This window comes from Samsonia erythrinae (assembly GCF_004342665.1).
Taxonomy (GTDB): domain Bacteria; phylum Pseudomonadota; class Gammaproteobacteria; order Enterobacterales; family Enterobacteriaceae; genus Samsonia; species Samsonia erythrinae.
Map to the genome: position 1 here is coordinate 171,501 of NZ_SMBY01000002.1, position 20,745 is coordinate 192,245.

21 protein-coding genes are annotated in these 20,745 nt (G+C 54.7%); 9 read left to right on the forward strand and 12 right to left on the reverse strand.

Features of this window, described 5'->3' with window-relative positions; genetic code table 11:
• The first annotated feature begins 110 nt into the window (after positions 1–110).
• Positions 111–527, forward strand: coding sequence for a fosfomycin resistance glutathione transferase (gene fos, locus EDC54_RS05165; RefSeq protein ID WP_132453954.1), 417 nt, complete (start codon positions 111–113; stop codon positions 525–527).
• Between the two features lie 34 nt (positions 528–561).
• On the opposite strand, the gene EDC54_RS05170 is transcribed toward fos, so the two are convergent.
• The 3 genes from EDC54_RS05170 to EDC54_RS05185 form a co-directional block, all read right to left on the reverse strand.
• Positions 562–906 (reverse strand): type II toxin-antitoxin system RelE/ParE family toxin, encoded by a 345-nt coding sequence (locus EDC54_RS05170; RefSeq protein ID WP_132453956.1) that lies wholly within the window; start codon positions 904–906, stop codon positions 562–564.
• A 14-nt stretch (positions 907–920) separates the two neighbouring features.
• Complete coding sequence (locus tag EDC54_RS05175) at positions 921–1,190, reverse strand: hypothetical protein (RefSeq protein WP_132453958.1); 270 nt, start codon at positions 1,188–1,190, stop codon at positions 921–923.
• Between the two features lie 291 nt (positions 1,191–1,481).
• Complete coding sequence (locus EDC54_RS05185) at positions 1,482–2,273, reverse strand: HNH endonuclease (RefSeq protein WP_132453962.1); 792 nt, start codon at positions 2,271–2,273, stop codon at positions 1,482–1,484.
• Positions 2,274–2,426: 153 nt separating this feature from the next.
• Here EDC54_RS05185 and EDC54_RS05190 point away from each other — a divergent pair, with 153 nt between their 5' ends.
• Positions 2,427–3,524, forward strand: a complete 1,098-nt coding sequence (locus tag EDC54_RS05190; RefSeq protein ID WP_132453964.1) for a DUF1615 domain-containing protein — start codon at positions 2,427–2,429, stop codon at positions 3,522–3,524.
• Between the two features lie 47 nt (positions 3,525–3,571).
• Here the strand turns inward: EDC54_RS05190 and EDC54_RS05195 are convergent, their stop codons facing one another.
• From EDC54_RS05195 to EDC54_RS05205, 3 genes are all read right to left on the reverse strand, one after another.
• Positions 3,572–5,041, reverse strand: coding sequence for a SulP family inorganic anion transporter (locus EDC54_RS05195; RefSeq protein WP_132453966.1), 1,470 nt, complete (start codon positions 5,039–5,041; stop codon positions 3,572–3,574).
• On the reverse strand, positions 5,038–5,673 hold the full coding sequence (locus EDC54_RS05200) for a carbonic anhydrase (protein ID WP_132453968.1): 636 nt from the start codon (positions 5,671–5,673) through the stop codon (positions 5,038–5,040). Before EDC54_RS05200 ends, EDC54_RS05195 begins: the two co-directional genes overlap by 4 nt.
• 559 nt (positions 5,674–6,232) lie before the next feature.
• Complete coding sequence (locus EDC54_RS05205) at positions 6,233–8,182, reverse strand: methyl-accepting chemotaxis protein (protein WP_132453970.1); 1,950 nt, start codon at positions 8,180–8,182, stop codon at positions 6,233–6,235.
• 791 nt (positions 8,183–8,973) lie between these two features.
• Here EDC54_RS05205 and nikA point away from each other — a divergent pair.
• The 5 genes from nikA to EDC54_RS05230 all read left to right on the forward strand — a co-directional run bounded on the left by nikA (position 8,974) and on the right by EDC54_RS05230 (position 14,053).
• The gene (gene nikA, locus EDC54_RS05210; protein WP_132453972.1) at positions 8,974–10,590 is read left to right on the forward strand and encodes a nickel ABC transporter substrate-binding protein; all 1,617 of its coding nucleotides are present in this window, start codon (positions 8,974–8,976) and stop codon (positions 10,588–10,590) included.
• A gap of 81 nt (positions 10,591–10,671) precedes the next feature.
• The gene (gene opp1B, locus EDC54_RS05215) at positions 10,672–11,604 is read left to right on the forward strand and encodes a nickel/cobalt ABC transporter permease (RefSeq protein ID WP_132453974.1); all 933 of its coding nucleotides are present in this window, start codon (positions 10,672–10,674) and stop codon (positions 11,602–11,604) included.
• Between the two features lies 1 nt (position 11,605).
• On the forward strand, positions 11,606–12,436 hold the full coding sequence (opp1C, locus tag EDC54_RS05220; protein ID WP_132453976.1) for a nickel/cobalt ABC transporter permease: 831 nt from the start codon (positions 11,606–11,608) through the stop codon (positions 12,434–12,436).
• Positions 12,433–13,293 (forward strand): ABC transporter ATP-binding protein, encoded by an 861-nt coding sequence (locus EDC54_RS05225; protein ID WP_132453978.1) that lies wholly within the window; start codon positions 12,433–12,435, stop codon positions 13,291–13,293. Before opp1C ends, EDC54_RS05225 begins: the two co-directional genes overlap by 4 nt.
• On the forward strand, positions 13,277–14,053 hold the full coding sequence (locus EDC54_RS05230; protein ID WP_132453980.1) for an ABC transporter ATP-binding protein: 777 nt from the start codon (positions 13,277–13,279) through the stop codon (positions 14,051–14,053). Before EDC54_RS05225 ends, EDC54_RS05230 begins: the two co-directional genes overlap by 17 nt.
• Before the next feature lie 49 nt (positions 14,054–14,102).
• Here the strand turns inward: EDC54_RS05230 and rhaM are convergent, their stop codons facing one another.
• From rhaM to rhaB, 4 genes are all read right to left on the reverse strand, one after another.
• Positions 14,103–14,417 (reverse strand): L-rhamnose mutarotase, encoded by a 315-nt coding sequence (gene rhaM, locus EDC54_RS05235; protein WP_132453982.1) that lies wholly within the window; start codon positions 14,415–14,417, stop codon positions 14,103–14,105.
• Between the two features lie 81 nt (positions 14,418–14,498).
• Positions 14,499–15,323: a rhamnulose-1-phosphate aldolase gene (gene rhaD / locus EDC54_RS05240; RefSeq protein WP_132453984.1), complete on the reverse strand. Its 825-nt coding sequence runs from the start codon at positions 15,321–15,323 to the stop codon at positions 14,499–14,501.
• A 4-nt stretch (positions 15,324–15,327) separates the two neighbouring features.
• On the reverse strand, positions 15,328–16,590 hold the full coding sequence (locus EDC54_RS05245) for an L-rhamnose isomerase (RefSeq protein WP_132453986.1): 1,263 nt from the start codon (positions 16,588–16,590) through the stop codon (positions 15,328–15,330).
• Positions 16,587–18,077: a rhamnulokinase gene (gene rhaB, locus EDC54_RS05250; protein ID WP_132453988.1), complete on the reverse strand. Its 1,491-nt coding sequence runs from the start codon at positions 18,075–18,077 to the stop codon at positions 16,587–16,589. Before rhaB ends, EDC54_RS05245 begins: the two co-directional genes overlap by 4 nt.
• A gap of 334 nt (positions 18,078–18,411) precedes the next feature.
• On the opposite strand from rhaB, the gene rhaS reads away from it, so the two are divergent.
• Positions 18,412–19,251, forward strand: coding sequence for an HTH-type transcriptional activator RhaS (gene rhaS, locus EDC54_RS05255; protein WP_132453990.1), 840 nt, complete (start codon positions 18,412–18,414; stop codon positions 19,249–19,251).
• A 24-nt stretch (positions 19,252–19,275) separates the two neighbouring features.
• Complete coding sequence (locus tag EDC54_RS05260) at positions 19,276–20,130, forward strand: helix-turn-helix domain-containing protein (RefSeq protein ID WP_132453992.1); 855 nt, start codon at positions 19,276–19,278, stop codon at positions 20,128–20,130.
• Positions 20,131–20,189: 59 nt separating this feature from the next.
• Here EDC54_RS05260 and EDC54_RS05265 read toward each other — a convergent pair whose 3' ends face one another.
• Positions 20,190–20,444: a Txe/YoeB family addiction module toxin gene (locus EDC54_RS05265; RefSeq protein WP_039282578.1), complete on the reverse strand. Its 255-nt coding sequence runs from the start codon at positions 20,442–20,444 to the stop codon at positions 20,190–20,192.
• A complete protein-coding gene (yefM, locus tag EDC54_RS05270) occupies positions 20,441–20,692 on the reverse strand; it encodes a YoeB-YefM toxin-antitoxin system antitoxin YefM (RefSeq protein WP_132453994.1) in 252 nt (83 codons plus the stop codon). Before yefM ends, EDC54_RS05265 begins: the two co-directional genes overlap by 4 nt.
• Positions 20,693–20,745: the final 53 nt, after the last annotated feature.

The following is a 20,745-nucleotide window of genomic DNA, read 5'->3' on the forward strand; positions in this document are numbered from 1 at the left end:
TACAAACTCGTATGATGAATACGTTGATTGTTCGAATGTTATTGGAACAGTATTCAGTGTAAAGGTATTGGTAATTTTTACAAAATTTCTCGCATTCCATAAGGTCTCTTATGCTTAAAGGTCTTAATCATCTGACGTTCGCGGTAACCGATCTGGCGGCAAGTCTGGATTTTTATCAAAATCTTTTGCAGATGACGCTACACGCACGCTGGGAAAGTGGAGCTTATCTGACGTGTGGTGATCTGTGGTTGTGTCTTTCATTGGATCCAGCTCGCCAGCGTTTGTCGAAAGAAGACAGTGACTATACGCACTATGCGTTTAGCATCGAACAGGCTGATTTCTTACCATTCTGCACTCGGCTTATGGCGGAAAATATTTCCGTATGGAAGACGAACCGCAGCGAAGGCGATTCGTTTTATTTTCTGGATCCTGACGGCCACAAGCTGGAAGTTCACGTTGGGGATCTCCAACAGCGGCTAGCTGCCTGTCGGGAAAATCCCTACCAAGGCATGGTATTCGCAAACTGAACCCGCTTAGTAGCGGTGCTATCTACGGCATCAATCAGCTCAATACATGATAACGATAAAGCATTTTCTCAAGGTCCTGTTTCATGCTGACGAAAAGCAGGATCTCTATGACGCCATTTTCTTCATCAACATCATACAAACAGCGAAAGTCATCTTCTACTGAGAGACGTTCACGGAACGCGATTCCCTTATCGGATAACATTGCATTGTGCCTGTAGCGTGTAGGATCTTGGGAAATGGCCTGTATGGATGATAAGAACAACGATTCAGACCACGTAGCAGCTTGTTTAATACCAATATAGTGAGATTTATAAGACTCAGCATCCTGCAAAGACCAGACCGCCGCAGGGGCGACTTTAATAGTGTAAGAACTGGCCACATCGACTCCTTATATTACGTTCTCGCTTCACGTAATTTTTGTAGGGCTTCCTCTGCGGACATTCCCTGACCGTTTTTAATTTCTTTTTTGGCCGTCATCACCAGCTTCAAAAGCGCGTTAGATTGTCTTTCCCTTTCTCTCTCTCGCAATTCAGCTTCCCGTTCTGCCGCCGTCTGCACGAAGAGCTCCGCAGAACCATTTTTCGTGACATAAACACCGCCTTGGAACAGTTCGGGATTGCCGAGCCTCTCACGAGCCAGCTTCTGAGATATTGTTGCCGTCATGTCATTTTCCTTTATTAAAACAACTGGTTAATGTTAAAGGCGATAGGTTCCCGCTATTGGGTGATGGCGATAGTTCCATCTTCTCGGTTGCTAAGGAGGCACTGTGGTGATTATAGCTTAACCAGTAAATCAGGGTATAAATTTATGGCAAATTTATACCCTGATCGAATACCACGACAAATTTATTTCCCTTTCAATCCCTCCCAACTCAGCTCAAAGCGAGCCAGATACTTATGCACCTGGTCGTCGTCGTTGGGTTTCTGTTTTTGTCTGACTGATCCCCTTGTCTTCCTACTCCCGACCCAAAAAAATATGCTGACGATGATACGCCATCTGTGACAGGTCGGGCGGGTAGGCGTCTGGCAGGCGAATTTGCCGGCCTTCATATTGGGCGAAGTTGACCTCGCTGATGGCGCTTTTCAGTTTTTTAATGCGCGGAGAAAGCAGCATTTCCAGCGAGTCGTTAAAGCTGATGAGCCCCATATCAAAGGCTTTGTCATGCAGGTTGGAGAGGCAAAGGCCGTTGCTGGGGTTAAGGCGGTGTTCCGCCGCCGTTTTCCACGGGCGAATGTGGCTGGCGACGAGCAGCGCGGGCTCTTCGAGACCGGTCACGCAGCAGCGTTCGCCGTAGTTACTGAGCACGCGTTTGCGGAATAGCTGCTGGCCGATGCGCGTTTTCACCTGGGTGAGGCGTTCACCACCGTGATAATCCGGGATGTCGCTCTCATTGGCACAGACCGGATAGGGGGCTGCTGGCGTTTCCACTGCTCCCGTTTCTAGCGATAGCATCGCTTGCTGGCACTGCTGCTCAAATAACTCAGGGTTGCTGTCCATCTCCTGCCACAACGCGCGATCGGCGTTGGATGCGCCGCGCAGGCCGGTGCGACCGGAGTCGATAATAAACGGGTCGAGGCTGGCGAGGTTAACCAACTTCATCGCCAGTGCGGACGGCGTGCGGTTAATCAACGCCGCATAGCGAATGATGTCAGGATTACGCGAGTGCAGCCTGCCAAACGGCAGCTGACTGTACAGGGTAAAGGCGATCAGGAGTTGATCCCGCGTCCAATGGTTAGTGGCTGCCATGCGAGTTTCATCCGTCCGTTAGCGCATTCGGTTAGTGAATGCGCTAACTATGCCAGGTCAGCGTATAAAATGCATGCGCTTGCCTTTGGCTGGATAATTGTTGCGGGCTGCGCTAACGTGCTGACAGCTTTCTTATTATGATGCCGAGAAACTATGCCTCGTACTTATACCTCCTTGTTTCGTCCCTTGTGCGCTCTGGCTGTGCTGATGCTGGTGGGGTGTGCCAGTAAAACCGCGCCGACACCGGAATCGCGGCCTGAAGATGTTCGCGCTCAGTTACTCAAGTTATTGCCTGACAACGTAAAAGATCGTCAGGGCTGGGCGAATGATATCGCGACGGCGTTTATCACACAGGGGCTTGATCCCAGTAATGAAAACCTGTGCTCGGTGCTGGCCGTCACCGAGCAGGAATCGACGTTTAATGCCGATCCGCAGGTGCCGAATCTGTCGAAAATCGCCTGGCAGGAGATCGATCGCCGCGCGGAACAGGTGCATGTTCCGGCGTTTCTGGTTCGTACCGCGCTGCTCATTAAATCCCCTAACGGCAAAAGCTACAGCGAACGGCTTGATAAGGTACGCACGGAAAAAGAGCTCAGCGCGATCTTTGATGATTTTATCGATATGGTGCCGATGGGGCAGACGCTGTTTGGTCGGTTGAACCCGGTACATACCGGCGGGCCGATGCAGGTAAGCATTAAATTTGCCGAAACCTATGCCAAAGGCTATCCGTATACCGTGGACGGTACGATCCGGCAGGAAGTCTTTAGCCGCCGTGGGGGGATGTATTTTGGCATCAAGCACCTGTTGGGCTATCCGGCGAATTATCCGCAGTCGATCTATCGATTTGCGGATTTCAACGCCGGATGGTACGCCAGCCGAAATGCGGCGTTCCAGCGCGCCGTGAGTCGTCTGACGGGGATAAAACTGGCGCTGGATGGCGATTTAATCAATTACAGTACGGACAAAACCGGCGCCACGGAGCTGGCGGTACGCACGTTAGGGAAACGGTTAAAGATGAGCGACAGCGCGATTCGTCGCGCGCTGGAAAAGGGCAACAGCCTCGATTTTGAAGATACCAGACTGTATGAGCGCGTCTTTGCGCTGGCGGATAGGCCGGGGGCGAAAGCGCCGCGCGCCATTCTGCCGGGGATCGCGCTGGAAAGCCCGAAAATCACCCGTAAGTTGACCACGGCCTGGTTTGCCCAGCGGGTCGATGCGCGTCGGCAACGGTGTTTAACACGCGTTAAATAGGCAACGCCCTGCGAAGGGCGTCGCCGTCATTCACGTTGATTCGCGTATCAAACCGGCCACTGGTTGAGTTTGATGCCGCGCGCTTCGGCATTTTCGCGAAAATCGTTCAGTACCGAGCGTACATCCGGGTCGATGTAGTCTGCGTTGTCGTGCTCCACAATGACGACGCTATTGGCGGGGATCTTATTGAGCAGCCCTTGCAGACGCGGATTGTGTACAAACGTCAGATTTTGCTGGAAGCTGAGCACAAAATGGTCGCTATAGCGCGTCAGTTGCATTGCGTTGCGGTGGCTTTTAGAGAGGCTGAAAGCCAACTGGGTGGCGATACCTATCCCGATGCCCGCCAGCATACCAAAAACAATGATGCCGATGACGGTGGCGGCGAAAGGCACGAACTGTTGTGCGCCTTGCCGCCACAGCAGCAGAAATTGTTGCGGCGAGGCCAGTTTATAGCCGGTATACAGCAGTACGGCGGCCAGACTGGCGAGTGGAATCACGTTCAGCAAGTCGGCCATGAATAAGCCGCACAGGAGGAGCAGCACGCCATGCAGCAGGGTGGATAATTTCGTGCGCGCGCCGGCGTTAACGTTGACGGAGCTGCGGACGATAACGGCAGTAATCGGCAGCCCACCCAGAAAGCCGCTCACCAGATTGCCGATGCCCTGCGCGCGCATCTCTTTGTCCGGCGAGGGGGCGGGGTGCTGTGGACGAATTTTCTTCAGGGCTTCCTGACTCAGCAAGGTTTCCAGGCTGGCCACCAGCGCCAGTGTGACGGCAACGACATACACCGCCGGGTTCTTCCACGCCTGCCAGTCAGGACGCGTCATCTCTCCCATGAGCTGTTCCAGACTGCCAAATTCGGGCAGAACAATGCGCGGCAGATTATTGACCATCTCGGTAGACAGGCGATCGCCGTAAACGGTAAATAATCCGCCGAAGAGAACCGCGACCAGCGGACCGGGAAGCCAGCTAAGCGCGTTGATTTTCTGCACCGGTTTCGTGGTCCAGAGCCAGAGGATCGCCAGCCCGACCAGACAAACGATCAACGCGCTGGGGGAAAATTCCGGCTCGGAGGCGTCAAAGAGCGATTTCAGGTCGTCCTCGCCGTCGGAACCGAAAGCGAGTGGGATTTGCTGGATAATCAGTAGAATACCAATGGCGGACAGCATGCCTTTAATCACGGTGCCGGGAATGAGTGTGATAAAGCGCCCGGCGCGCAGCAGGCCAAGAATGCATTGCAGCACCCCCGCGAGCATGATCGCCAATAGCAAGGCCGAGAACGATCCCAGACTGGCGATGGCGCCGGAGACGATAGTGACCAGCCCGGCGGCGGGGCCGCTGACGGCATAACGAGATGGGCTGAATAGGGTGACGACAATGCCGCCAACGACGCCGGTCAACAGGCCGACAAAAGGAGGGAGACCGCTGGCCTGCGCGATGCCAAGGCTCAGCGGCAGGGCAACAAGGAAGACGACAAGCCCCGCAGGGATATCGTGTCGGAGTGTACTCAGGTTCATGGGGACGTCTCCTGTACGCGTGCGTGATGGTGGATGAGTTCTTTCAGGTGACCGGTGTGCAGGTCATAGACACAGCCGAAAACATCAAGCTCGATGCCATCGCGCCAGGCTTTCTGCACCGGTTCACAGGCGATCAGGTGGGCGAACTGCGCCAGCACGTTGGCCTCCACCAGTTGGTTCTGGCGCGTGTTTTCATCGGCCTCGCTATTTTGTGCGGCGGCGATGTGCGGCGAAAGCGACTGGCGCAGCGCCGTGATGCGGCGGGAAAGGGCTGAATCCTCATGACTGAGTCCCGTGGCGGGCAGATTCACCGCGGCCTGAACGCCGCCGCAGCCGTAGTGGCCGCAGAGCACGATGCGGGACACACGCAGGTATTCGAGCGCATATTGCAGAACGCTCATGAAGTTATCGTCGTCTGCGACCACCATATTCGCGATGTTGCGGTGAACAAAAAGCTCGCCGGGGCTGGAGCCGGTTAATACTTCGGCAGGTACGCGGCTATCTGAACAGCCAATCCACAGCGAATGCGGCTGCTGTCCCTGCGTGTGTTTCCTGAAGTATTGCGGATGACGTTGGCGACGTAACGTGGCCCAACTGCGATTTTTGGCTAACAGGGGTTTTAATGTTGTCAAATTAAATTCTCTCTTTTTAGAAACCACAGTGATATTTCCCGCTCAATGAGCGGGAAGGAGGAACCATTCTTTTTTAGCATTCACTTAATTAGGTTCAGCGTTATTTAATTTAGTTCTGCCGTTTGTTTAAATATGGCGTTTATTGAGACTATTCTTAAGGTTGTTAAGTTTTGTATGAAGGTTTTGTTTCACTTGATTTTCATAAGAACAATGAATTACTTGTTTGTTTGTGGCGATAGGAAAAAAGTATTTTACTTTTTGTTATTACGGTTGAATATTTTTATGTTGCATTAATATTACTATTTATATTTCTCTGATGGCGTCTTTTTTTGTATAAAACAGGGCGCTACGCTTATCCGGTTTAATTAGTTAATTAAAGGTACGGTCGTACCAATTATTTATGACTTATTAGATTAAGGAATATATTTATTCTCTTCATCATCCAATATAACGTGCGTGCTTGAATCAGAGGGGCGGTTCATTCCGGCCAAGGAAAGCGCTTGCCGAAAATGGGGATGAAACCGGGTGACGCCACCCGGCGGTGTGAGGAGAAAGGGGCTTAATTGGGTAATAACGCTTGCTGCAATGCAGGCTGCGGCGTGCTGTCGTCAACCTTGAAGCGGCTGACCAGCGATTCCATTTCCATCGCCTGCTCATCCAATAGCTGGCTGGCGACGGACGCCTGTGAAACCAGCGTCGCATTTTGCTGGGTGACCATTTCCAACTGGTTCAGCGCTTCGTTAATTTGCACAATGCCCAGCGATTGCTCATCCGTGGCGGTGGCGATTTCATTCATCAGATCGCGCACTTTATGTATGCCGTTGATAATGTCGGTAATGCCCTGATTTGATTGGTTAACCAGTTTCGTACCTTCACTGACGCTGGCAATGCTGTCGGCAATGAGCGCACGGATTTTCCCCGCTTCGTCCGCACTGCGCTGTGACAACTGCCGTACTTCGGAAGCGACAACGGAGAACCCGCGTCCGTGTGTCCCTGCTCGTGCAGCCTCAACGGCGGCGTTCAGCGCCAGCAGGTTGGTCTGGAAGGCGATGCCGTCAATGGCGGCGATCACTGTGTTGACGCGCTGGCTGGCATCCTGAATTTTCTCCATCGCGCCACTGGCGGATGCGGTGATAGTTCCCACGTGCAGCGCCTGCTCGTCCACCTCTGTCGTCAATTGGTGAGCCTGTCTGGCAAAGTCTGCTGTCTGTTTTACCGTCACGGTAATCTCTTCCATGCTGCTGGCGGTTTGTATCAGCGAGGAGGATTGTTCTTCGGTACGCTGGGCCAGATCCTGATTGCCGTTGGCAATCTCGCTGCTGGCGCGTCCGATGGTCTGTGAGCTGAGCTTGATGCTGACCACCATAGCGGCAATGTTTTCCAGTGATACGTTATACGCCTGATTCAATTGCGACAGCTCATCGTTGCCCGGTACGTGCAGGCGGCGAGTGAGATCGCCGCCCATGTCGCGTATGGTCGTCAGCGTTTGCTGAAGATGCTCATTGATACTGCGCATAATGATCAGGGCCAGTCCGATAGCCATCAGCAAAGACACCAGCGCGCCGGCCAGATAGCTAATCCAGGATTGGCGGGCATGGGAGGCTAAGGCTTTGACCTGTGCGGTCAGATCGCTGACGGCGAGTTGTTCTACCTTTTTCAATTCGTCGATTTTGGCTGTTTGTTGGCTGAACCACTGATTGGCATCGATGGCAAAATCGCCGTCAGGGGACGCAATGGCTTTGTTGCGCATCTGTAACGCGCTCTGCGCAGACGAATTATTGATGGCCTGTTCAAACGTCTGACGCAGTTCGGGGGTGGAAAACATGTTATAGGCGGTGGCATAGGCATCGCCTTTGCCAACGATCTGGTTCAGGCGTTCAAACATCCCCGGATCAAAGCGATCGGCAGAGAAGACGTTGGAGAGCACCGCACGCTCCAGACCTGCCTGTTCCTTGACGCTCAGCAGGCTGTAATACGCCGCCAGCCGCTGGGCAATGCCGCCGTCGCTAACCAGATGGGTCATGTCGCCGACGATATTCAGCAGGTTGGCGATGGCGTCGGAATAGTACCCCAGCGCCTGAGTGACGGATATCGACATATTATCGACTGCGCGACGATACTCCCCTATCTGTTGCACGTTCTGTGCTATCTGGCCGAGTTTCGCGCTGACATCACTCCCAAGTTCGTTTTGATTCAGGTTGGCAATGGTGTGTTCCAGTATTTGTTGCGCCCGATCGGTGTGCTGTCGCTGGGTGGAAAGCTCTGTGCCGAAACGTTTCCCCTGGCTGCCAAAATAGCCTGCGCTCATGCCGCGTTCGCGCTGTAGCTGGTGGGCGAACTCCCCGGCATCGCTCGCCAGCGTAATGAGTTTATCCATACGAATCATTTCATTCTCGGTATGGCGGCGTTCCAGCACGCCTGAGCCGCTGAACCACAAGAGGGTAAGAATGAGCGGGAGAAGGGCAAGAATAAACTTGCTGCGGATCGAGATGTGGTGAAGGAATTTCATTGGTGTGCTCCATAACCTGCAAGTCGTCCGTGTCTGACAGGGACAGGTTGTAAAATAGACATGGCTCTTTAGTTTCGGCGGCGTCAGGTAATGATTTAGCGTTTAGCGCACGATTTCCTTAAAAAAAGTGTGCCTGCGATCTTTACGCCGGGTGAGCAGACATTTATCGCGCTCTATTTAAGGTCTTATCGTCCCCTCTTTTTGGCGAGGTTAACGCTTTTGCCTAAGGGGGATGAATGTGGCGCGCGGTATTGGCCGCGTTAGCGTTTAAGTGGCGCTGAGCAGAATAATGATGTTAACCAGTGAAATCAGGATAAGAAAAAGGATAACGATCTTAAGTGTGTGGCTAGAGTATTTCATGTGCCTTCCTGAGAGTCGGATGATGGGTACCCGCAGTAAAAAAGCGATCAAAACCATTGGCCAAAGCAGCGGATATCAGCGCGCTTGACCCGCAGTGCGACGACGCAGCAACCAAGCTTCCTTATCGCCGTATTACGAAATGCGAAAAGCGTGGTTAATCAAAAACAGGCTATGTAATTTAGTGATGAAACAATAACGGAATGAACCTAAATCGAACATCAACATGTGTGGCGTTGCGTCATGGTCAGTAGAATGTGCGCCATATCAAAGCATCCGGATCCATCTGTTGGAAGAATGCCGCCATCCTGCGCTGCGTCATTTTTTTCTAAATGATAATGAGTATTATTTGGGCGGAATGATGTGGTATTTGCCGATTTCGGGCGGTTTCTTCGATTTGTTTTCGCAACCAGGCTGGTAAAGGAACGATGACGATGTGCGAATTAAAAACACGGACTAATAAGATCGATACGCAAAATGGCAAACGTGCCGTCAGTCGTCTGACTGCCGCATTTTTGCTCTGCCTCTCTCCATTTTTTATCAATCCGGCGTGGGCGCAGACCCTCTCTTCTCTTACATTCGCGAATTTCCGCGATACGCGCGATCTCAACCCCCATATTTATTCGGGGGAGATCTGGGCGCAAAACATGCTGTATGAGTCATTGGTGAAAGTCACGCCACAGGGCATTCAGCCCTGGCTGGCGGAAAAGTGGGATATCTCGGCAGATGGCAAGGTCTATACCTTTACGCTGCGTCAGGGGGTGAAATTCAGCGATGGCGTGGCGTTTACCGCGCAGACCGCGAAACAAAATATTGATGCCGTATTGGATAACCGTGAGCGTCACGGCTGGTTGGAGATGGTGCGTATCATCGATAACGTGGAGGCATTGGATGAGCGCCGCCTGCGCTTTACGCTGAAAGAGCCCTATTATCCTTTCCTCGTTGAACTCGCCGTTACCCGTCCGATGCGCTTTATTTCACCCGCGGCGATGAAGGACGGCGGGACGAAAACGGGCGTGAAAGCCTACATCGGCACCGGGCCGTATGTGATGAGCGAGCACAAAACCGATGAGTACGCCGTCTTTACGCTGAATCCCTACTATTGGGGGGAAAAACCCCGGTTGCAACGCATCACGATGAAGGTGATACCCGATAACCAGACGCGTTTGCTGGCCTTGCAAAAGGGCGAAATCGAGATGATTTACGGCAAAAACATGATCGATGCCGATGCGTTTACTCAGTTGAGTCAGAATAAAAAATTTACGACGCAGCTTTCCGCACCCGTTTCGACGCGTATGCTGCTGATGAATACGACATCGGAAAATCTGAAGGATGCGCGCGTGCGGCAGGCGTTGCAACATGCGGTGAACAAGGTTGATATCGCCGAGGGGATTTTCAACGGCAGTGAAATTCCCGCTGACACGCTGCTGGCGAAAAACGTGCCGTACAGCAATATCGGCCTTAAACCTTACGCCTACGATCTGGATAAGGCGGCGGCGTTGCTGGATGAGGCGGGCTGGGTAAAAAGCGCCGGGCAGACGTGGCGCCAGAAAGCGGGTAAGCCGCTTTCCATCGGCATTTACTACGACAGCAACACGGCATCTCAGAAAGTGATTGCCGAATATTTGCAAAGCGAATTCGCGACGTTGGGCATTGAGCTGAAGCCGTATGGCGAAGAGGAACAGGCTTATCGCGACAGGCAAAAAGCCGGTAAATTCGACATCGTGTTTAACATCTCCTGGGGGACCCCCTACGATCCGCAGTCTTTCCTGTCGGGCATGAAGTTACCCGTCTATGGCGACTATGCCGCTCAACAGGGGCTGGCGGAGAAAAAACACATCGATGAGCGGATTAGCCACGCGTTGGTGACCACCGATGAAAAAGCCCGGCAGGAAGACTATCGCTACGTGCTGACCACGCTGCATGACGAAGCGGTCTATCTCCCCTTGACCTACGAGCGCAACCGCGCCGTGTATGTGAAGAGTGTGAAAAACGTAGAATTTAATCCTTCACAGTTTGAGATCCCGTTTGATCGGATGTCGCGCGAATAGCGTGTGGCGACGCCCCCGTTTTTCCATCAGGAAAAACGGGGGCGTGCTGTGGATATCGTGGTGAAATGACAGGATTGTGATGTGAAAACCTACCTCTGCCGACGCCTGTTGCTGACGATACCGATCCTGTTCGGTATTTCGTTTATTTCTTTTTTGTTGCTGAATTTAGTGCCTGCCGATCCGGCTGAGGTGGCGCTGCGCGTGAACGAGATCATTCCTACACCGGAATCGATCGCGGCGATGCGCCAACAGTTAGGGTTAGATCGCCCTTTCCTGTTGCGTTACGCCTACTGGCTGGCCGATGCCGTGCGGCTGGATTTTGGTTACTCCTACGTCAACAATCGGCTGGTGCTGGATGAGATCGCACGGTGTTTGCCTGCCACCCTGTCGTTGGCCGCGCTGGCGCTGGTTATCATCCTGTGCGTCAGTATTCCGCTCGGCGTACTGAGCGCCGTATATAAAGATAGCCTGTTCGATCGCGTTATACGCACGCTGGTCTTTCTCGGTACGGCGATGCCCAGCTATTGGCTTGGTCTGCTCATGATCTGGTGGCTTGCATTGGCATGGGACTGGCTGCCGACCAGCGGCAGCGGCTCGTTTTCCCACATCATCCTGCCCGCGGTGACGCTGTCTATGGTTTACATCGCCATCTATATCCGGTTGATTCGCAATAACATGCTGGAAAATATGCAGCAATACTATGTCTACTACGCCCGCGCCCGCGGGCTGACGGAAAGGCGCATTATTCTGCGTCACGTGCTGAGAAACTCATTGCACAGCAGTATTACGGCGCTGGGGATGAGTATTCCACAGCTGCTGGCCGGTACGGTGATTATCGAAAATATCTTTGCCTGGCCCGGCGTTGGACGGCTCTGCATTTCAGCGATTTTCAGCCGTGACTATCCGGTGATTCAGGCTTATATCCTGATGATGGCGGTGCTGTTCGTGCTCTGCAATTTGCTGGTGGATATTATTCAACGCTGGATGGACCCGACTTTACGACAGGGAGAGTAGGATGTCGTTTTTGCAAAAACTGCTGCGCGATAAAGTTGCCGTGTTTTGTCTGTTGGTGATTGTGGCGGTGGTCGCCATTGGCGTTTTTGCCCCGTGGCTGGCGCCTGCCGACCCAAACAAAATTAATATCGCCCGTAAATATGCCGATTTTAGCGCCCGTTTTCCTCTGGGATCCGATCACCTTGGCCGTTGCATACTCTCGCGGCTGATGTTTGGTGTACGGACGACGCTGTTTCTGGCGCTGCTGACGATGGCCGTTACCATTACGATCGGTTGCCTGTTTGGTTTCCTGTCAGGGTATTTCCGTGGCCGATTCGATGAGGTCATGATGCGCGCTTGCGACATCATGCTGTCCTTCCCCAGCCAGATCATGATTCTGGCGATTGTCGGGGTGCTGGGCGTTGGCATCGTGAACGTGATCGTGGCCAATATTCTGGTGAAGTGGGCCTGGTACACCCGCATGATCCGGGGCATTGTGATTAAACACAGTCAAAAAAACTATATTTTGTTTTCGCGCGCCAGCGGCACGCCGCTGTGGTTTATTCTGCGGCGCCATTTATTGCCCAATACGCTGTCCGAAATCGTCGTACTGGCAACGCTGGATACGGGGTGGGTGATTCTGAACATCTCGGCGCTGTCGTTTCTCGGATTAGGCGTGCAAGCGCCGACGGCAGAGTGGGGAACGATGCTTAGCGAGGCGCAAAAAGTGATGATGAGCCACCCCACGCAAATGCTGGCGCCGGGGCTGGCGATTCTGGTGGTCGTGGCGGCGTTCAATTTGTTGGGGGACTGCCTGCGTGATGCGATGGACCCACGGGAGGCCCGGCAATGACAGAATTATTACGCGTTGAGAATATGCAGGTGGCGCTGAAAGCGAGCGGGGAGCCTCTGCTGGAGGATATTCATTTTTCACTGCCGCGCCATGCTTGCCTTGGCCTGGTGGGGGAAAGCGGGAGTGGAAAAAGCCTGACCTGCCGCACGTTGATGGGGTTATTGGATCGCGCGTTCACCTGTTCGGGACGGGCCTGGCTGAACGGCGTGGATCTGTTGGCACAGCCGCCGGAGAAGATGCGGGCGCTGCGGGGAAAAACGATTGGCATGATCCTGCAACACCCGATGAACGCTTTTGATCCGCTGCAATCGGTTGGAAAGCAGATGGTGGAAACCTTTACGACGCATCTGGCGTTATCCCCGCGTGAGGCACGCGAGCGTGCGCTGGAGATGATGCAAAACGTTTCCCTGCGCGATGTCATCGCGCTGTTCGATCGTTATCCCAGTCAGATTAGCGGCGGCATGTTACAGCGCATCATGATCGCGATTGCGTTGGCGCTGGAGCCGCAGTTGCTGATTGCCGATGAACCGACAACGGCGCTGGATTCGGTGACTCAGCATGACATCATGACGGCGTTTCGCGCGATTCGGGAACGGCTGGGCACGACCATGATTTTTATTTCGCATGATTTTGGCGTCATCAATCACATTGCCGACCGCGTACTGGTGATGCATCAGGGAAGGAGCGTTGAACAAGGGGAGGTCCGTCAGGTATTGCGCCATCCACAGCACGAACATACCCGCTATCTGGTCGCCTCTCGTCAGGCGTTGCAGCGACGCTATCAGGCGCTGCTGAGTCCGCCAGCGAACGACATGGAAGCCGTGAAGAAAGAGGTCGCTTATGACCGTGTTGGTTGATGTCGCGCACGTCAGCCACGGCTACCCGAGTGAACGCGGCGGTCAGTGGCAGTCCGTACTGCATGATGTCTCCTTTCAGGTGCGTCAGGGGGAATGTCTGGGCATTATTGGCGAAAGCGGGAGTGGGAAAAGTACGCTGGCGCGGATCTTGCTGGGGCTTGAAGCGCCGAAAAGCGGCCGGGTGACGCTGGCGGGTCAAACTGTTGGCGCACCGCGGCGTTTCTGGTCGCGCAGACGTGATGAACGCACTCGCGTCAGCGCCGTTTTTCAGGATTACACTTCTTCAGCCAACCCCTCGATGACGGTGCTGGATATTGTTGCGGAACCTCTGCGGGTACGCGGCGTAAGGCAACGTGCGGCGATAAATCGACAGGTTGTGGCGCTGCTGGAGCAGGTCGGTCTGTCGAACGATTTGTGTGAGCGTTTTCCCCATCAGTTGAGCGGGGGACAGATGCAACGTGTGTGTATCGCTCGCGCGATGGCCTGCCAGCCGCAATTTATCGTGCTGGATGAAGCGGTAAGCGCGCTGGATATGTCTGTTCAGGTACAGGTGTTGGATCTCCTGGTCGAATTGCGCGCCAACCTAGGACTGACCTATTTGTTTATCAGCCATGATTTGGCGGCCATCGCGTATCTGTGTCAGCGGGCGATCTTTCTCCAGTCTGGACGCGTGATTGAACGCGTGGACGACATGACGTCGCTGGGGCAGGTGCAGCACCCTTACGCCCGAAGGCTCCTGGCGTCGGTGATGACGTTTTGAGGCGATCGCCCCTTCGTGCGGCGGGGCGATAGACGTGCGAAGCCGGTCGTTAGTCCAGATAGAAAACGGATTCCAACTCGTCACTCACCGGGCTGTTGTCCGGGTTGGCAGGCATCACATCGCGCATCTGTTTCCACCAGCGCTGGCAGACTTCCGTTTGCGAAATCGCTTCCCAGCGCGCTTCTGATTCCACTTCCACATAGCCGAACAGCAGGTTGCGCTGCTTATCCAGAAAAATACTGTAGTGGTGCGCGCCGTGATTTTTCAGCGTCTCGGCCAGCTCCGGCCAGATGGGATTGTGGCGACGCTGATATTCGTCGTGGCAGTCAGGAAAAACCGGCATTACAAACGCCTTACGCAACATGGCTGCGTCCTCCGTCGTCGTTGGCAGTGCGCCACGGCGTGGTTGCCGTGGCTGTTTGAAGCTGAAAGCTTCGCTAGCGCATTACGCGCGCAGCGCGGCTTCCATCGGGGTGACGCCGAAACGTTTACCCAGCGCGATCAGCTCTTCGGTCGAGATGGTCTGCTTTTTGCCCCCCATTGATCTGACTTTGACCATGACTTCGGCGGATTTTTCGGCGGTGTCGATCAGCCCGAAGGCTTCATCCAACGTTGGGCCGGAACCGAAGATACCGTGGAAAGGCCACAGCACCAGCGAATGGCGCGTCATCTGCTCTGCGGTGGCATCGCCAATGGCGTCGGTGCCCGGTACCATCCACGGCACAATCCCCACGCCGTCCGGGAAAACCACCAGACACTCCGTGCTGCCTTCCCACAGTTCGCGGGTGAACACCGCGTTATCCAGCTCCAGCACATAGCTCAGGGCAATCAGGTTGGTGGCGTGGCAGTGCATGATGACGCGGTCACGCCCGTGGGTCACCCCCATACGGACAACGTGCGACTGGAAGTGTGAGGCCAGTTCAGAGGTGGGCAGACCGCCGTTGGTGAGTCCCCAGAAGATACGGTAGCCTTTGCCGTCGCTGTCGACCTGCAACAGCACCAGTGAATCCGCCGGATCTAACTGAACATTGCGGAAAAACTTGCCGGAACCGGTGACGATGAACCAGCAGTCGGCCAGCGCGGGCATCGGTTGGGACAAGGCCTCGTGGCGCGGCTGCGGGGAGAAATCGCTTTCATAAGGGGCAACGTCCTCAGCCGTCAGGCGCAGGCTGACATTGCCGCCGTTACGTTCGTCCCAGCCTTTAAGCCACATATCGCTGGTGGCTTTAATCATTCCCTGTACAAACCAGGAAGAGAGAATTGCTTGCATAGTCTTACCCTTGACGTTGAGTGAGGATGGTGTGTTCATACTGACGTACCTGTTGCAGCCATTCGCTGCCTGGGATCACGTCATGACGTTGACAGTAGTGTTCCCACACGGCCTGCCACGGTAGCGATTTTTGCTCTTCCAGCAGGGCAAGACGCGCGGTGTAATCGCCGCTTTGTTCCAGCTTGCGCAGCGTTTCCGTGGGTTCCAGCAGCGCGCGCAGCAGGGCTTTTTTCATGTTGCGTGTGCCGATGACCCAGGCGGCGATGCGGTTAATCGAGGCATCAAAGAAGTCGAGCCCGATGTGCACGCGGTTAAACAGCTTGTGCCGCACGATTTCATGGGCGATGGCCTGCGTTTCGTCATCCAGCAGCACCACATGGTCGCTGTCCCAGCGGACCGGACGGCTGACATGCAGCAGCAGGCGGGGAACGTACAGCATCGCGCTGGAAATCTTGTCGGAAATCACCTCGGTCGGGTGGAAGTGGCCGGCATCCAGACAGAGCGCGGTGCCGCGGCTGGCCGCGTAGCCAAGATAGAATTCGTTGGAGCCTACGGTAAAACTTTCCGCGCCTATCCCGAACAGTTTACTTTCCACCGCGTCGATGTGGTGCGCCGGATCGAGCGGTTCGGCGATGATCTCATCCAGCGCGCTGAGCAGCCGCTGGCGGAACGCCAGACGATCGACGGTCAGATCTTTCATGCCGTCCGGCACCCAGATGTTCATCACCGATGGGGTGCCGAGTTCGCGGCCAAAGTAAGCAGAAATCCGGCGGCTGGCCTGACAGTGTTCAATCCAGAAGCGGCGCACTTTTTCGTCCGGGTGCGACAGCGTAAAGCCGTCCGCGCTCAGCGGATGTGAAAAACAGGTCGGGTTAAAATCGAGTCCGAGTTGGTGGCGTTTGGCCCACTCAACCCAGGTGCTGAAATGCGCTGGCGCAATTTCGTTGCGGGCGATGGGCTGCGCGGATTCCAGATAGATGGCGTGCAGGTTTAATCGCTTGGGGCCGGGGATGAGCGCAAAGGCCTGCTCCAGGTCGGCACGCAGTTCATCCGGCGTGTTCGCCTTGCCGGGGTAGTTGCCCGTGGCCTGAATACCGCCGGTTAACGGCCCGCCGGTGTTCTCGAATCCGCCTACATCGTCGCCCTGCCAGCAGTGCATCGATACCGGAATCTGGTCGAGCTGATTCAGCGCGGCCTCAACGTCAATATTCAGGCTGGCATAACGCGTTTTTGCCAACTGCCAGGCGGTTTCAATTGGTGTACTCATTGCGTGGTCTCCTTTTTGCCCTTCGGGGCGGTTTCTGGCTGGCTGAGCGCCTGAAAACGACGCCAGTGCCCGGCAAAATCACGTTCTGCACGTGGGGTGTAGCGATGCAGAGGGAAGTTATGTGTCAGCATGCGCCGGAAGGCGGCAAGGTCGGCGACGGCGCCCAATGCCATCAACTGGCAGCCGATATTGCCCAGCGTCGAGGCTTCGACCGGCCCGGCCAGCACCGGCATCTGACACACGTCGGCGCACAGCTGGTTCAGGAAGGCGTTCTGGCTGCCGCCGCCGACAATGTGCAACTGGCGGATCGGCGCGTGGCGCAGTTCACCGAGTTCCATTACAACCTGCCGGTAGAGCAGGGCGAGGCTGTCGAAAATACAGCGCGTCAGTTCGGCGTCGCTTTGGGGAATAGGCTGGCCGTGCTCGCGACAATAGTCGCGGATGGCCTGCTGCATGGACGGCGGATTGATAAAACGCTCGTCGTTGGGGTTAATCAGGCTGACGAAAGCGGGGAGGGCCGCGGCGGACTGAATCAGCGTGGCTAAGTCCTTGATATCGCGCTCCTGACACACCCGCTGTAGCAACCACAGGCCCATGATGTTTTTCAGCACCCGATAGGTGCCGTCCACGCCGCCTTCGTTGGTGATATTGGCCGCCAACGCCTGCGGGCTGTTGAAGGGCCTGTCGCTCTCGATCCCCATCAGCGACCAGGTGCCGGAGCTGAGATAGGCGCTGTCGCTCCCCTGTAACGGCGTACCGACCACCGCGCTGGCGGTATCGTGCGTGGCGACGGCGATGACGGGAATAAGTCGTCCGCTCGGCGCGGTCCAGTTCCCCACGGCGTGCCCCGGCTGCACCGGTTCGCTCAGCCAGCGGCGTGGAACGCCCACATAGTCCAGCAGTTCACCGTCCCAGGTTTTCTTTTGCAGATTAAGCAGTTGGGTGGTGCTGGCGTTGGTGTACTCGCAGACCCGATTTCCCGTGAGTCGGTAGTGAAAGTAGTCGGGGATCATCAGTAAATGCGCCGCCTGCTCAAGCGCGTCGGGATGTGCTTCGCACAGCGCCTTGAGCTGATACAGCGTATTAAACGGCAGAAACTGGATCCCGGTGCGTTGATAGATCGCTTCACGTCCCAGATCGGCGGTCACGGCGGCCATGACGCCGTCGGTGCGGTGGTCGCGATAGGAGTACGGCAGACCGACGAGACGCCCGTCTTTATCGAGCAACACGTAGTCCACGCCCCAACTGTCGATCCCGATGCTGTCGGGGGCGATACCCATGGCGTCGATTTGGTGTAATCCGCTAAGGATGTCGCGTTCCAGCGCGGCGAGATCCCATTGGTGATGACCGTCCTGAAACACCAGCGTATTGCTGAAACGGTGAATTTCTTTCAGCGTCAGATGCTGTGTTGCGGTGTGCAGCGTCGCCAGCATCACCCGACCACTGGATGCGCCCAGATCCACCGCCACGATATTCTTCACCGCCATAGCTCTACTCCTTATTGTTGGATGTATTGCAGTGTAAAGAGCGGTGACTGGCGCCACCTTCCGATGAGTGCCATCTGTCACCGTCGGCTGGCAAAATGACAAAGCTGAACGTGAAAGGGCTCACAATCTGGGAAATTACTCTGGCGATAACCACGCAAAAAATAAGGAAAAGGCGGTGTGATCCTTTCCACACTTCAATGAATTAGGTGGCGTAATCTTAAAAAAAGGGCAATCAGAGGGCGCGTGGGTGACGGTATTTTAAGGTCGGTTTTTCGGCTTCTGGCTACCCTTTTTCAACGGCTGCAATTTGCCAAAGGCTGAAGGGAGGACTGCAATGACGTTACTTCGTGGCGATGAATTTTTTACCTCGCGTGCCGTGACGGTCGCGGTAGAGCCCCGTACTCCGCAGACGGCATTTCCTGAGCATTATCATGATTTTTGGGAAATTGTGCTGGTGGAGCAGGGCGCGGGCGTGCACATCTTTAACGATCAACCCTATGCGCTATGCAGCGGGACGGTGTTCTTCGTGCGCGATAACGATCGGCATCTGTTTGAAGATGTGGACGGACTGTGCCTGACCAATGTGCTGTACCGTTCACCGCGCGGTTTCCGTTTCCTTTCCGACATCGCCGCGTTTTTGCCGTATGGCCCGAACGGCGAGTGGCAAGGGCAGTGGCAGGTGAACGGAGCGGGGATGCAGCGCTTGAAACAGTCTATGAACAGTCTGGCTGAACTGGCGCAGAGCGATGCGCCGGAAGCGATCGCCGCCAGCGAGAGTCTGTTTCTGCAAATTTTGGTGCAACTGCGTCAACACTGTTTCCAGACGCAGGGCAATGGCTCAGAACGTCAGGGCGTGCAGGCGCTACTGGGCTGGCTGCAAAACAACTACAGCGAAGAGGTGAACTGGGGCAGTCTGGCCGATCAGTTCTCGTTGCCGCTGCGCACATTGCACCGTCAGCTCAAACAACACACCGGGATGACGCCACAGCGCTATCTGAATCGGTTAAGATTACTGGAGGCTCGCCGACGGTTGCAGCAGAGTGATGATTCGATCACCACGATTGCGCATGCCTGTGGATTTAGCGACAGCAATCACTTTTCGACGCAATTCCGCAAGGCATTCTCGCAGGCGCCTAAGTCACTACGCCATCAGGCGTTTTCTCGGGAAGGTTAGACAACAGCAACGGCGGGTGAGGGAATGACGACAGCAATGCGGGGGGTGAAATTACACACGGAAGACTATTTTCTGACGGATAAGAATGCCGTCATCGTTGCTGAACGGCATCCGCAGCCGGTGTTTCCGCTGCATCACCATGATTTTGATGAGCTGGTGATTGTTTGGCGTGGCAATGGCCTGCATCTCTGGAACGACGTGCCTTATCGTATTACCCGCGGTGATATGTTTTATATCTCCGCGCACGATCGTCACAGCTATGAATCGGTTCACGATCTCGAACTGGATAACATCCTCTATATCCGCAACCGTCTGACGCTGTCCGCCGACTGGCAGGCGCTGTTGCCGGACGGGGACATCCCGCAAAGCCAGCGCCACTGGTGCTTAGGGTCGCAAGGCATGGACAGCATTCGTGATAAGGTGGATGAACTGGCGCGGGAGTGTATGAAATCAGATGCGTTATCGCTACAACTGAGCGAGACGCTGCTGTTGCAGATAGCGCTGCTGGCGGCACGTTACCGCCACACGCCGGATAATCCGCAGTTGGCTGAGGCGCAGCAGTTGGACATGTTGATGAACGCCCTGCGCGCCAGTATCGCTGCCCCGTTCCGCTTTGAGGCGTTCTGCGAACAGCATCAATTCAGTGCGCGCAGCCTGCGTTCGCGCTTTAAAGACCAGACCGGCATGAGCGTGCCGCACTATCTGCGTCAACTGCGCCTATGCAAGGCGATGGAACTGCTGCGTTATAATCGGCAGACTATCGGTGACATTGCCGCACTGTGCGGGTTTGAAGACAGTAATTATTTCTCTGCGGTGTTCCATCAGGCGTTCGGCGTCTCACCCAGCGCCTACCGTCAGCGCTTCCTTAATGTGGAGTGATTGCGCTTTTTTGTCCCGCGTACTCTTTTTAGCTATGGGGGGGCTGAATCAATGAGGGGTTAATAGTGGTAGCGGCAGGCAGCGATCATCATGGCGTCATCGGTGATGGCATAAACCAGACGATGTTCTTCGGTGATACGGCGCGACCAGAAACCCGCAAGATTATGTTTAAGTGGCTCTGGTTTTCCTTTTCCCTCAAAAGGTGTTCTGCGCGTTTCTTTTATTAATTCATTGATCTTTTTGACCATCCGCTTATCGATGTCCTGCCAGTACAGGTAGTCTTCCCATGCTTCTTCTGACCAGATTAGCTTCACTCAATGATATCTCTTTCTTCGCCATTGCCAGCCTTAAGGCTCTCGATTGAGTTCATTAGTCTTTTTACATTTGCTGGTGAACGCAGTAAATACGCGGTCTCCTCTAGAGAGTTATACTCTTCCAAAGACATGAGCACGCAGGCTTCACCATTCTGTCGGGTGATAAGAATGGGAGCACGGTCTTCGACCGTTTTCATCATGGTTGCCGATAGATTTTGTCGGGCTTCACTGTAGCTAATTGTACGCATTTATACCTCCTGATATGTACTTATCATTGTACAATGTCGTTGCGTTTTTAACC

Bases quoted from the DNA above. Each gene is read 5' to 3' on its own strand.
- fos (WP_132453954.1), top strand. From the start codon at position 111: ATGCTTAAAGGTCTTAATCATCTGACGTTCGCGGTAACCGATCTGGCG.
- EDC54_RS05175 (WP_132453958.1), bottom strand. From the start codon at position 1,190: ATGACGGCAACAATATCTCAGAAGCTGGCTCGTGAGAGGCTCGGCAAT.
- EDC54_RS05185 (WP_132453962.1), bottom strand. From the start codon at position 2,273: ATGGCAGCCACTAACCATTGGACGCGGGATCAACTCCTGATCGCCTTT.
- EDC54_RS05190 (WP_132453964.1), top strand. From the start codon at position 2,427: ATGCCTCGTACTTATACCTCCTTGTTTCGTCCCTTGTGCGCTCTGGCT.
- EDC54_RS05195 (WP_132453966.1), bottom strand. From the start codon at position 5,041: ATGAACCTGAGTACACTCCGACACGATATCCCTGCGGGGCTTGTCGTC.
- EDC54_RS05205 (WP_132453970.1), bottom strand. From the start codon at position 8,182: ATGAAATTCCTTCACCACATCTCGATCCGCAGCAAGTTTATTCTTGCC.
- nikA (WP_132453972.1), top strand. From the start codon at position 8,974: ATGTGCGAATTAAAAACACGGACTAATAAGATCGATACGCAAAATGGC.
- opp1C (WP_132453976.1), top strand. From the start codon at position 11,606: ATGTCGTTTTTGCAAAAACTGCTGCGCGATAAAGTTGCCGTGTTTTGT.
- EDC54_RS05225 (WP_132453978.1), top strand. From the start codon at position 12,433: ATGACAGAATTATTACGCGTTGAGAATATGCAGGTGGCGCTGAAAGCG.
- EDC54_RS05230 (WP_132453980.1), top strand. From the start codon at position 13,277: ATGACCGTGTTGGTTGATGTCGCGCACGTCAGCCACGGCTACCCGAGT.
- rhaM (WP_132453982.1), bottom strand. From the start codon at position 14,417: ATGTTGCGTAAGGCGTTTGTAATGCCGGTTTTTCCTGACTGCCACGAC.
- rhaD (WP_132453984.1), bottom strand. From the start codon at position 15,323: ATGCAAGCAATTCTCTCTTCCTGGTTTGTACAGGGAATGATTAAAGCC.
- EDC54_RS05245 (WP_132453986.1), bottom strand. From the start codon at position 16,590: ATGAGTACACCAATTGAAACCGCCTGGCAGTTGGCAAAAACGCGTTAT.
- rhaB (WP_132453988.1), bottom strand. From the start codon at position 18,077: ATGGCGGTGAAGAATATCGTGGCGGTGGATCTGGGCGCATCCAGTGGT.
- rhaS (WP_132453990.1), top strand. From the start codon at position 18,412: ATGACGTTACTTCGTGGCGATGAATTTTTTACCTCGCGTGCCGTGACG.
- EDC54_RS05260 (WP_132453992.1), top strand. From the start codon at position 19,276: ATGACGACAGCAATGCGGGGGGTGAAATTACACACGGAAGACTATTTT.
- yefM (WP_132453994.1), bottom strand. From the start codon at position 20,692: ATGCGTACAATTAGCTACAGTGAAGCCCGACAAAATCTATCGGCAACC.